This is a genomic window from Maribacter sp. 4G9 (assembly GCF_002742265.1).
In the GTDB taxonomy this organism is placed as follows: domain Bacteria; phylum Bacteroidota; class Bacteroidia; order Flavobacteriales; family Flavobacteriaceae; genus Maribacter.
In genome coordinates, this window is sequence record NZ_MDGL01000076.1 from 1 (window position 1) to 12,807 (window position 12,807).

Here is a 12,807-nt window from a genome sequence, read left to right on the forward strand (position 1 = left end):
TACCTGTCCGTCCGTGAATTTCCTGTTATTGTGTTCGCTATGGTTCATTTCTTTCAATAGGTCGTCGACCAAACAATATATTGCTATAACTTTGTCCTGGAGCATTTTGAGATGTTTTATAGTTCGCACCATAAAATTACAAACTCATTATGCTCCTTCTTTTTAGGAAACTCGGGTTAATTATAAAATTTAAATCCCGATGGCTATCGGGGCAACCACTTTTTGCACTCGTTCTCGCATTAAAAATTTCAAACAGTAACTCTTGTGAAAAAATATTTAAAATTTATAAATGCTCGTTTCATGAAATTACAAAATTTTATAGGGTAGATGGGCAAACATATTCAGAAACCGGTATTCCTGCCTCATTGATGGCCTTAAAACCACCCTTTACATCGATCAAATTATGGATGCCCCTACTTTTAAGTATGGAAGCGGCTATCATGCTCCTATAACCACCAGCACAATGCACGTAAAAGGTTTCCTTTTCCGGAAATTCGGATAGATGATCGTTCAAATAATCCAAGGGCGTGTTATGCGCTTCCAGCACATGTTCGGATAGGTATTCACTATTTTTTCGAACATCGAATACGCGTGCATTGTCATTCTCCAGTTCTGTCTTTAATTCTTCAGCATCCACCTGGCTTACGGTATCATATTCCATGGAGGCCTTTTTCCAGGCCTCGAATCCGCCTTCCAAATATCCAAGAGTATTGTCAAAACCTACCCTGGATAACCTGGTTACGGCTTCCTCTTCCAGTCCTTTTGGGGCGACCAATAAAATGGGTTGTTGCACATCTGCGATCAAGGCACCTACCCAAGGTGCAAAGCTTCCATCAAGACCTATGAATATGGACCTGGGGATATGTCCCTTGGCAAAATCGGCAGCATTACGCACATCCAGCACAATGGCACCTGTTTCATTCGCGGCCACTTCAAAGGCTTTTGGTGACAAGGCCCTAGTGCCCCTTTCAAGCACCTGTTCTATATCCTCATAGCCCTCCTTGTTCATTTTTACGTTTAGAGGGAAGTATTGTGGGGGTGGCAGTAAGCCGTCCGTAACTTCTTTTATGAATTCCTCTTTGGTCATATCTGCCCTAAGGGCGTAGTTCATTTTCTTTTGATTGCCCAAGGTATCCACAGTTTCCTTCATCATATTCTTTCCACAGGCCGAACCTGCGCCATGGGCAGGATACACGATAACATCATCCGCTAGGGGCATAATTTTTTCCCGAAGGCTATCGTATAGGAACCCGGCAAGGTCTTTTTCTGTCAAAACACCCATTTTTTGTGCTAGGTCCGGTCTGCCAACATCACCCAGGAACAAGGTGTCGCCACTAAAAATGGCATGGTCCTTTCCATCTTTGTCCTTTAAAAGATAGGTGGTACTTTCCATGGTATGCCCAGGAGTATGAAGTACCTTTATGGTTATCTCACCCAGTTTGAATTCCTGATTGTCCTCTGCAATAATGGCTTCAAAATTGGGATTGGCATTAGGACCAAATACAATAGGTGCCCCGGTCTCCTTGGCCAAGGTAACGTGACCGCTCACGAAGTCGGCATGAAAATGTGTTTCAAAAATATACTTGATTTTTGCATCGTCCAATTTGGCCCTATTTAAATAGGGCTTTACCTCCCTTAACGGGTCGATAATGGCCACCTCACCTTTGCTCTCTATATAATAAGCTCCCTGGGCCAGGCAACCCGTATAAATTTGTTCTACTTTCATAGGTACACAGTTTTAATTGAATACAAAACTACTAATTGTAAATTACTAAATTGGTAACAAAGGTTACATTTACCGGATACAAAAAAGCCCCTAAAAAGGGGCTTTATCTTGAATTTAAATGGATTATAACATTGTGGACGGACATACATAATCCGACTTAGGAAGTTTTGTTTTGGAAAGATCCGCAAAGCCACCTTCTACATCCGCGAAATCCTGCCATCCACGTTGTTTCAGTATAGATGCGGCAATCATACTTCTATAGCCACCGGCGCAATGCAGGACAAAAGTTGTGTCCTTTGGAAATTCTGCCAAATGTTGGTTTATTTCATTAAGTGGGATGTTGATGGCACCAAGTAGATGCTCGGAATCATACTCGCTCTTTTTGCGAACGTCTATGATCAATGGCCTTTCGTCATTCATGGCCTTTTCAAGTTCATTGGCCGAAATGCGGTTGACCATTTCATATTCCTTCCCAGCTTCCTTCCAAGATTCAAAGCCACCTTTTAAAAAGCCTACCGTATTGTCATAACCAACCCTGGATAAACGGGTGATGGCCTCTTCCTCTTTTCCTTCGTGGGTCACCAAAAGAATTTCCTGTTTAATATCCGGAATCATTTCACCAACCCATTGGGCAAAACTTCCTTCCAAACCAATATTGATACTGTTGGGAATAAAGCCCTTTGCAAAATCGGCCGCATCCCTCGTATCCAATACCAAGGCCCCTGTCTCATTGGCTACGGCCTCAAAGGCCTCAGGGGAGTATGGGGTAGTGGCTCGGTCCATGATATTGTCCAGACTCTCATATCCCTTAATGTTCATCAAAACATTTTTGGGGAAATATCCTGGTGGGGTGGTTAGTCCCGTAAGCAATTCCTTGATGAATTCCTCTTTGGTCATATCGGCCCGGAGAGCATAATTTACTTTTTTTTGATTCCCTAACGTATCGGTAGTTTCCTTGCTCATCATTTTGCCGCAAGCGGAACCTGCGCCATGGTTAGGGTACACAATAAGGTGATCGCTTAAGGGCATGATTTTGTTTCGGAGGGAATCGTACAAATGGCCCGCCAATTTTTCCTCGGTCAATTCTGATACTACATGCTGTGCCAAATCGGGTCTACCAACATCACCAATAAACAGGGTGTCGCCGGTGATAATACCATGTTCATGGCCCTGTTCATCGATTAAAAGGTAGGTGGTACTTTCCATAGTATGACCTGGCGTGTGTATTACCTTTACCTTATAATCCCCAACCTCAAAGATTTGATTGTCCTCTGCGGTAATAGCCTTATAAGCAGGTTTGGCTCCTGGCCCAAATACGATTTCAGCTCCTGCTTTTTTCTGAAGGTCCAAGTGCCCGCTTACAAAGTCCGCATGGAAATGGGTCTCAAAAACATATTTGATCTTGGCATTGTCCTTTTTTGCCCGGTCCAAATAGGGCTGAACTTCACGTAGGGGGTCAAATACGGCAGCTTCGCCTTTACTTTCAATGTAATATGCCGCATGTGCCAAGCACCCTGTATAAATTTGTTCTACTTTCATAATCGCTGATTTTAATGGTTCACTTTTTAAAAGTACCCATTCCAAAAAATATACACAGTGACTTTTGTTACATAAGGAACACGAAAAACCTGATGAATACGGAAAGGTTTGAAATTTGCAGAAAGTGCGATTTATGGAACGGTAAAAAACTCCATATAAAAAATGAAAACGGCCATGACCAGTATAAAATATCCGAAGCCCTTCTTTAATTTATTGCCATCGATGTAGTTTCCAATATAACTACCTATAAAGATTCCTAAAAAAGAGAGACCGGTAAAAATGAAGAGGAAAAGCCAATTAATTTCCATGGTCAAGGCATCCCCCAAAAAAAATCCCATCAAAGATTTTACCGCTATGATTATCAAGGAGGTGCCCACGGCGACCTTCATTTCTACATTGGCCAAAATGACAAGGGCCGGAATGATCAAAAAACCTCCTCCGGCACCAATTAATCCAGTAATGCCTCCAACCAGCAGGCCTTCGGCCAAGATGAGCGGGTAGTTATATTTAACCTCTCCACCTACTTTTTTGGGGACTTCCTTTTTTGTTCTCAACATGGAGTATGCGGCCGGTATCATCAAAAAGGCGAACAGCCCAAACATACCCATACGACGGGTAAATTGAAAACCGTCCATTTCAAATAAAACGTCCGGTAATACGGGAACTAGATAATGTCTAACCAAGGTTACCCCAACAATTGCCGGTATGCCAAACACAAGGGCAGTCCTCCAATCAACATAGCCCTTAAGGTGTTGTTTCCATCCGCCCACAAGGGCACTGGCCCCAACTATAAAAAGCGAATAGGCCGTAGCCACTTTTTCATTTACGGAAAATAGGTAGGCGAGAACGGGTACGGCCAAAATGGAACCGCCACCACCAATAAGGCCTAAGGATATTCCAATGATCAATGCGCTGATGTAACCAAATATGTGGAGCACTTCCATGTGGGTTTTTCAATTATAGTGCGAAGCTATGACACCCACGGAAGCCGTGCAGTAACATTGGTTACAAAGGATTATAAATCCAATATTTTTATGTAGTTGCGATGTAATTCAATGGAACCCATCTGTTCCAGCTTTTTTAGCAGTCTGGAAATCACCACCCTGGAACTATGCAGTTCATAAGCTATTTCTTGGTGGGTATTGTGAATAATGTCTCCCTTATTGATCCTGGCTTTTTCCTTAAGGTAACTGATCAAGCGGGCATCCATTTTATCAAATGCAATGCTATCCAAGGTACTCAACAGTTCCTTCAATCGTTCATGATAGCTGTTAAAAACAAAATTTCGCCAAGTTTTATACTTTACGGTCCATTCCTCCATTTTTTGCATTGGAACCATAATTAGTTTGCTATCGGTTTCCGTTATTGCCCTGATTTCACTTTTTGAATCGCCCATGCAGCAGGCCATGGTCATAGAGCAAGTATCCCCTTTTTCCAGATAATATAATAACAATTCATCGCCGTCATTATCTTCTCGAAGGATTTTGATGGCTCCAGAAATCAAAAGGGGCATTCCTTTGATATAGTCGCCAATTTCGATGAGTTTGTATCCTTCTGGAACCTCTTTAAAGGTCCCTACCTGTGCGATTTCATTGATGAGGTCCTTTTCAAAAATAGTCCCATAACTTTCTGTAAGTTCCTGTATCATTGATGAGATTATTTAACCTTATCGGCAATTTCCTTATTATAGTTGAAGAAAAAATTTGCCCAGATCGACTTTGAAACGGCCGCAATCCAGGGCATGGTCAGGACCAAAACGGTCACTATGGCCCCAAATATTCCCAAAATACTCAGGTCAAGACCCAAAAGCAACGTTAGAACATATACCGCCACGGCAACCGCTACGCCTACGGCATAGGAAACATACATACTGCCATAATAAAAACTGGGTTCTATACTGTACTTAAGAGTGCATTTGGGACAATGCTCCTTCACTTTATTGAAGTTACTCAATTTATAGGGGTTCGCCTCTAGAAAAGCCCCTTCATGGCATCTGGGGCATTTTAAAAAAAGAATACTGTACAATTTGGAACCTTTGCCGAACATACTGTGTATTTTACTGCAAAAATAAACTATATAAACCGTTATCTGGGTAACTTTTGTTACAGAGGTTACGGCAGGAAATTTAGAATTCGACCCCAATCTTCATGGAAAACTAGGAATCTAAATCGGTTCACGCATCCCAATTTCCCTATTTCCTCAAAATCTTGTCCATGGCTTTACCCTTGGCGAGTTCATCCACCAATTTATCCAGATAGCGTACTTTTTGCATCAGTTTGTCCTCAATTTCCTCCACGCGGTATCCACATATGACACCGGTGATTTTGGAAACATTTGGATTGAGTCTAGGGGCGTCTTTGAAAAATGCCTCAAAGTTTATTTTATTCGCGATTATTTTTTCCAATGAATCCCTATCATAACCTGTTAACCAAAAAATAATGGTGTCCACTTCTTCTTTTGTTCTCCCTTTTTTTTCGGCTTTGGCAATATAATGGGGATACACGCCTGCAAACGACATGGTGTAGATGCGATGTTTTTTCGGTTCGGACATAGCGTAATTATTTACATGTTATAGCTCCCTGAGCCATATATTTCTAAAACTTATCGGTTCATTGGGGTCTCCATGTGATTGGAGGCGGATAGGGGAAGCACCATGCTTTCGATAACTTGGTGGACCTATCCAAGGTGTAATGCCTTTTAATTGATAATTATTTTGTACCAAAACACCATTGTGCAGGGCGGTAACGCTGGCGGGTGACGCTATACTGCCATCTTCTTTAAAACGAGGGACTTTCCAGACAATATCATAGGTCTGCCATTCACCAGGTGCCTTTGCGGCATTTGCCAAGGGAATGGATTGTTTGTACATAGATCCCACCTGCCCATTTACGTATGTTTCGTTATTGTAATTGTCCAATATTTGGATTTCATATCCTTCCTCAAACAACCCGCTTTCATCAAGGCCTAAATAGGCCAAAAAAATGCCGCTATTCCCCCTGCTTTGTCCCTCGCCTGTAATACCTTTGGGAATACGATATTCCAAATGTAGTTGGTAATCCATGTAGGAGCCCTTTGTAGTGAGACCACCTGCTTTTTTGTCAACGGTCAAGATACCATCCCCTAATTTCCAGGATTCTGGATTTTTCGGATTGTCATAGGTCCACTTGTCCAAATCGGTTCCATCAAAAAGGATAATGGCATCCGATGGTGCCTCGCCAAAAATATTCCCGGGAACCACTTTGGGAGGAACGGGTTGGTAGACCTCCGTTTTTTGGGATTCCTTATACATTTTTTCCCAGTCCGGTTCTTGGGCAAAACCCACTAAGGAAATTGATAAAGCGGTTACCGTAAGTGCTAATGTTGTTTTCACGAATGTAATTTTTTTGGGTTATTTTAAATACGTTCCTTAGGTCATCATGAATTCAAAATAATAATAAAGGCAAGAATTTGGCTTTACAAGATAACCATTCAAAATTTTAACAAAGATGTATTAGTATAACTACTGTGATACAAATTATGATTAATTCAAAAAATGTCTCAAGAACTATTATATGGATAAAAATAAATAGGAAAGCACTTTAAAAATCGATATTTGGCAATTAAGTTTTTATCTTAGTTAGGCTTGAAATAAATGAGTTTATGGCTTTAAAAGTTGCAATCAAACATAGTACTAGATATATATATGACAGAAGGGTTAGTCTGTCTCCACATATATTCCGTTTAAGACCCGCACCGCATAGCAGGACACCTATTGAAGCTTATTCCATAAAGATAAAACCGGAGAACCATTTTTTTAATTGGCAACAAGACCCCTTTGGTAATTATCTGGCACGGTTGGTCTTTCCTGAAAAAACGGACGAACTGTCCATAGACGTGGAAATCATTGCAGATATGAAGACCATCAACCCCTTTGATTTTTTTGTGGAGGAATCGGTCGAGAATTTCCCATTTACCTACAAACCGGAACTTAAAAAGGAGCTGTTGCCCTATCTTGAAACTACGGAAGATGGGCCCTTGTTACAAGAATGGTTATTGAAGATTGATAGGACGCCAAGGCGCAGTATCGATTTTTTGACCGGCCTTAACCAAAGCCTATACAACTATCTTAATTATACCATCCGTATGGAGCCCGGGGTGCAGACCTGTGAGGAAACGTTGAATAAAAAATTGGGCTCCTGCAGGGACTTTGCCTGGTTGCTGGTCCAAACCCTTAGGCATCTTGGATTGGCGGCGCGTTTTGTATCCGGATATTTGGTACAATTGAAGGCCGATGAAAAATCCTTGGACGGGCCGTCCGGACCTGAAGCGGATTTCACCGATCTGCACGCTTGGGCCGAAGTATATCTACCCGGGGCCGGTTGGATCGGATTGGATGCCACTTCCGGTCTTTTAGCGGGCGAAGGACATATTCCACTCGCTTGTACGCCATCCTTTGAAAGTGCTGCTCCGGTCTATGGACTGACGGATCCCTGTGAAACCCAATTTGAGTTCGAGAATTCAGTAACCCGAATTTTTGAATCACCCCGCGTAACCAAACCGTACACGGAAGAACAGTGGCAGGCCATTTATGATTTAGGTTTTAAGGTAGAGGAGGAGTTGCAACAAAATGATGTGCGCTTAACGATGGGGGGTGAACCCACATTTGTTTCCATAGATGATATGGAATCTGAGGAATGGAATACGGCCGCGGATGGCGATCATAAGCGCCAATTGGCAAGTTCGTTGTCCCAGCGTTTATTGGAAGTATTTGGCAAAGGAGGCATGTTGCACCATGCCCAGGGAAAGTGGTATCCGGGGGAACCCTTACCCCGATGGTTGATCGGTATCCATTGGCGAAAGGATGGGGAGACCATTTGGAAGGATACGGAACTATTGGCGTCTTTTACCAAAGAATACAAGCTCACAGAAAATATTACCTCAGAATTTTTAGGAACCTTGGCGGGTTTTTTGAAATGTCCAAAGGACTCCATTATGCCAGCCTATGAAGATGCCTTTTATTTTCTGTGGGAAGAAAGAAAATTACCTATTGATATTGACCCCAACGAGTATAATGAAAAGGATACTGCCTGGCGAAAGAAGCTTAGTGAAGTTTTGGAACAAGGGGTTGGTAAAACAGTAGGGCATGTAATGCCCTTGAACAAAAAGGGTGATCGATGGATAACCAATTCGTGGGAATTTAGGGGCACACATTTGTTCTTAAGCCCAGGGAACTCGCCCATTGGATTGCGATTGCCCTTGGAGTCCTTACCAAAACACCCTGATGTTCCATCAGAACCCACGGCAGAACCTGAACTCTTTGAACCCAAACCATCCTTAAAACCGTATGCCGCTGATTTGAAGGAACGTATGGATGGTAATTTCAATCAGAAAACTAAAAATCAGCCTTATGTTAGAACGGCGATCTGCGCAGAAGTTCGGGACTCAAAATTGTTCTTGTTCTTGCCCCCGCTGGATAGTGCAGATGATTTTTTGGATTTGGTAGCGAGTATCGAGGCCACCGCCAAGGAACTCAACATACCGGTTATATTGGAAGGTTATGAGCCTCCTAGGGACAATAGATTGGAAGTATTAAAAGTGACTCCGGATCCCGGTGTTATAGAGGTGAATGTACATCCCGCCGCTAATTGGAAAGAACTGACCGAAAATACCCTAAAACTGTACGAGGAGGCCAAGAAGTCGCGCTTGGGTACGGAAAAGTTTATGTTGGATGGTAAGCATACGGGTACCGGCGGAGGTAATCACGTTACTTTAGGAGGAACTACGCCTGCTGATAGTCCGCTATTGCGAAACCCACAATTATTGAGGAGCTTACTGACCTTTTGGCAACATCATCCAGGGCTTTCCTACCTCTTTTCCGGAGCGTTCATTGGCCCCACGAGTCAGGCACCTAGGGTGGACGAGGCGCGCTTGGAAAATTTATACGAATTGGAAATCGCTTTTTCTCAAATCCCTGAGGACAAAGAAGTGCCATTTTGGTTGACAGACCGACTTTTTAGACATTTATTGACCGATATTACGGGAAATACCCACAGGGCGGAATTCTGTATCGATAAACTATATTCTCCAGATTCTTCCTCAGGTAGGTTGGGTATTTTGGAACTTCGTGCCTTTGACATGCCGCCACACGCTCAAATGAGCCTCATGCAGATGTTGTTGGTGCGTACCTTGGTGTCCTGGTTTTGGAAAAAACCTTATAAACATGACTTGGTACGATGGGGTACGGAACTGCATGATAAATTCCTGTTGGAACATTATGTAAAGGAGGATATCAAGGATATTGTGGATCAATTGAATGATGCCGGCTACTCTTTTAAGTTGGATTGGTTCGACCCATTTTTCGAGTTCCGTTTTCCCCTGTATGGCATGGTAGAAATCAATGGAATACAATTGGAACTGAGAATGGCCATTGAGCCTTGGAACGTACTTGGTGAAGAGATGTCCGGAAGGGGAACGGCACGGTATGTGGACTCTTCCTTGGAAAGGGTTCAGGTAAAATTGAAGAACTTTACGGAGCAACGTTACACCCTAACATGCAATGGCATAAAGGTGGAATTGAGTCCAACTGGAACCAAAGGGGAATATGTTGCAGGTGTACGTTTCAAGGCATGGCAACCTTGGTCCGCCCTTCATCCCACCATAAGTGTTGATACACCTTTGGTTTTCGATATTGTGGATGACTGGAACAAGAAATCCATTGGGGGCTGTACCTACTTTGTTTCCCATCCGGGAGGACGTTCTTACGATACCTATCCCGTGAATAGTTATGAGGCGGAGTCCAGAAGAATCAACCGTTTTTGGGAGTTTGGACATACCCAAGGAGAAGTAACACCGATAGAAATGACTCCTTCAACAAATTTTGCAGGTAGAATTGTACAACCTAAGGTTGCTTCGAATACTTTTGCCTATAAGGAGATACCCATAAATCCTGAATATCCTCATGTAACGGATTTAAGAAAGAAGTAATTAGCAGAATTTAATGTCAATAACTACGAAGGCGAGCTGGTTAAATACCTACACTACCAAATTTGGAAACGATGAGTTGTTCAACGAGAACAATGATGTAAAGACCTATTGGAAAAAACTGTTCACCGGTTTTGATAAATTAGGAGAAAATGCACTTTCTGGACGCCAAAAGGATATTGATTGGTTGCTGCTAGAAAATGGGGTCACCTACAATGTATATAATGATCCCCAAGGAATGCATAGGCCTTGGAACCTGAATGTGGTTCCCCTGGTAATGCATCTAAATGAATGGCAAAACGTGGAGGCCGGACTAAAGCAACGTGCCGAGTTACTGAACCTGGTACTGAAGGATGCCTATGGCGACCGAAGGTTGATAAAGGACGGAATCATTCCTCATGAAATAATTTACGGGCATAGAGGTTTTCTTCGTCAATGCGATGGAATCGAATATAATACGAATAAGCTTCTTTCCATTTATGCAGCGGATTTGGCCCGGGGAACGGACGGACGTTTGTGGGTGGTGAACGATAGGACCGAAGCACCCTCTGGTATGGGTTATGCACTCGAAAACCGATCCACTACGAGTAGAACACTTCCAGAAATGTACGCAAAGATGAACGTCACCCGTTTATCTACTTTTTTTAAGGAATTCCATCAAATGTTGATCGATGCCGCACCTCGTAAAAAGGACAATCCCAACATCGTTATCTTGACCCCGGGTTCACATAATGAAACCTATTTTGAACACGCTTACCTGGCCTCCTTCTTGGGATACCCTCTTGTACAGGGAAATGATTTGGTGGTTCGCGATGGGTTCCTATGGATGAAATCCCTCCAAGGGTTAAAAAGGATCGATGTGGTTTTGAGGCGGGTAGACGATGCTTTTTCAGACCCATTGGAGCTTAGGGAGGATTCCCATTTAGGTGTTGCGGGACTTCTGGATGTAGTCCGAAGAAAAAATGTATCGGTCATTAATCCTGTAGGGAGTGGTGTAATCGAAAATCCCGGTTTGATACCTTTCATGCACGCCATTGCCAAATACTTTTTAAATGAGGAATTGATCCTGCCACAAATTGCATCCTGGTGGTGCGGGCAGGAAAAGGAAAAGAATTATGTACTCAACAACCTTTCCAATTTGGTGGTAAAGCGTATCGATAGGACCAATAGGGAAAGTATCTATTTTGGCAAGTTTTTGAACGATAAGGATTTGGAATCCCTAAAGGCGCAGATATTGGAGCGTCCCTATAGATTTGTGGCCCAGGAACAAATCAATTTTTCTACCGCTCCAAATTTATCGGGGAATATTTTGGAACCTAGGAATGTGGTTACGCGGGCCTTTTCCATTGCTTCGGGCGACCAATACCGTGTTATGCCAGGAGGATTGGTGCGAGTGGCTCCGGACAGTAAAACCGTACGTGTATCCAATCAAAGGGGAGGGACCAGTAAGGATTTTTGGGTGGTTGAAGACCAAGTTGTTAGAGAGGATAAGAATAAGAACTGGGAACAGAAGTCCGCCATAGCCATATCCGGATTGGACGATTTACCCAGTTTAACGGCGGAAAATCTTTTTTGGGCCGGTCGCTATGTGGGCCGTACCTTGGTAAATGCCCGATTTATTAGAACGGTAATGCGCCAAATGGCCATGGTTCAGAATAGGGATGAAAAACCGGAGGCCCTAAAACTTCAGGTTCTTTTAAAAACGGTAACCCACTTAACGGGTACCTATCCCGGCTTCACCGATAAAAACAAGGAGGGGCATCCTGCCATGGATAGTCCCTATGAAGAAATGCTTTCCGTCATACGGGATAAAAATAGGGTAGGTAGTTTGGCTCACACAATTGGCATGTTCAGTCATTCTTATTATTCCATTCGAAACCTATGGTCCTCGGATATGTGGCGGGTCTTTGAGAATATCCAAAAACTATGGCAAAATTTCCAAGAGGAGGAAAATCCTTCCATTTTGAGAATACTTAAAGTTCTTAATCAATTGATAACCCGATTGATTGCTTTCATGGGGCTTATCGAGGAAAGCATTATGGTGAAACAAGGTCTTTTGCTTTACTTCATTGGTCTGCAATTGGAACAAAGTATGTTGACCATATCAAAGTGCCGTTCCCTGTTGGCCATAAAATATGAACCACAAGTAGAATATGATCTATTGGAATATCTTCTTACCAGCCATGAAAGTTTGAATATCTATAGATACAGCTATAGGTCCCATATTCAATTGGAGCATGTGCTGGATTTGGTGATTTTGGATGTGGAATATGCCAGATCCCTTACCTTTATGATCAAAAGACTGCAAAAGGACATAGCTAGATTGCCGCATTCCAGAAAAGATCAGCAATTGACTAGTTACCAGAAATACGTCTTTAGTGTATTTTCCAAGTTACGCCTATCCGAGTCCTCCAAATTATGTATGACCAAGTCAAAGAACGATGTGGTGAGGGAAGACTTGGATACCTTGCTTGGTGAGCTATCGGATCTGTTGTATAAAACCTCCCAATCCTTAACGGGTACCTATTTTAACCACACGGATAGACAAACCCAAATGTTCACCCAGTCTTTTCCAATTTGAT

The 12,807-nt window shown here is 42.7% G+C and carries 9 protein-coding genes; 2 read left to right on the plus strand and 7 right to left on the minus strand.

Features of this window, described 5'->3' with window-relative positions; all coding sequences use genetic code 11:
- Nucleotides 1–316 precede the first annotated feature (316 nt).
- From BFP75_RS09895 to BFP75_RS09925, 7 genes are all read right to left on the minus strand, one after another.
- Nucleotides 317–1,726: an MBL fold metallo-hydrolase gene (locus BFP75_RS09895; RefSeq protein WP_099545171.1), complete on the minus strand. Its 1,410-nt coding sequence runs from the start codon at nucleotides 1,724–1,726 to the stop codon at nucleotides 317–319.
- Nucleotides 1,727–1,849: 123 nt separating this feature from the next.
- The gene (locus BFP75_RS09900) at nucleotides 1,850–3,265 is read right to left on the minus strand and encodes an MBL fold metallo-hydrolase (protein ID WP_099545173.1); all 1,416 of its coding nucleotides are present in this window, start codon (nucleotides 3,263–3,265) and stop codon (nucleotides 1,850–1,852) included.
- Nucleotides 3,266–3,396: 131 nt separating this feature from the next.
- Nucleotides 3,397–4,209, minus strand: a complete 813-nt coding sequence (locus BFP75_RS09905) for a sulfite exporter TauE/SafE family protein (RefSeq protein ID WP_099545175.1) — start codon at nucleotides 4,207–4,209, stop codon at nucleotides 3,397–3,399.
- Between the two features lie 71 nt (nucleotides 4,210–4,280).
- On the minus strand, nucleotides 4,281–4,913 hold the full coding sequence (locus BFP75_RS09910; RefSeq protein WP_099545176.1) for a Crp/Fnr family transcriptional regulator: 633 nt from the start codon (nucleotides 4,911–4,913) through the stop codon (nucleotides 4,281–4,283).
- An 8-nt stretch (nucleotides 4,914–4,921) separates the two neighbouring features.
- Nucleotides 4,922–5,311: a DUF983 domain-containing protein gene (locus tag BFP75_RS09915; RefSeq protein ID WP_099545178.1), complete on the minus strand. Its 390-nt coding sequence runs from the start codon at nucleotides 5,309–5,311 to the stop codon at nucleotides 4,922–4,924.
- A 145-nt stretch (nucleotides 5,312–5,456) separates the two neighbouring features.
- Nucleotides 5,457–5,816, minus strand: coding sequence for a DUF2200 domain-containing protein (locus BFP75_RS09920; protein ID WP_099545180.1), 360 nt, complete (start codon nucleotides 5,814–5,816; stop codon nucleotides 5,457–5,459).
- An 18-nt stretch (nucleotides 5,817–5,834) separates the two neighbouring features.
- On the minus strand, nucleotides 5,835–6,635 hold the full coding sequence (locus tag BFP75_RS09925; RefSeq protein ID WP_206073535.1) for a DUF1080 domain-containing protein: 801 nt from the start codon (nucleotides 6,633–6,635) through the stop codon (nucleotides 5,835–5,837).
- Nucleotides 6,636–6,904: 269 nt separating this feature from the next.
- Between BFP75_RS09925 and BFP75_RS09930 the strand changes: the two genes are divergently transcribed.
- Together BFP75_RS09930 and BFP75_RS09935 are read left to right on the plus strand one after the other, a co-directional pair.
- Entirely contained in the window at nucleotides 6,905–10,228 is a 3,324-nt protein-coding gene (locus tag BFP75_RS09930) for a DUF2126 domain-containing protein (protein WP_099545181.1), read from the plus strand.
- Nucleotides 10,229–10,241: 13 nt separating this feature from the next.
- Nucleotides 10,242–12,806: a circularly permuted type 2 ATP-grasp protein gene (locus BFP75_RS09935; protein WP_099545183.1), complete on the plus strand. Its 2,565-nt coding sequence runs from the start codon at nucleotides 10,242–10,244 to the stop codon at nucleotides 12,804–12,806.
- The last annotated feature ends 1 nt before the right edge of the window (nucleotide 12,807 follow it).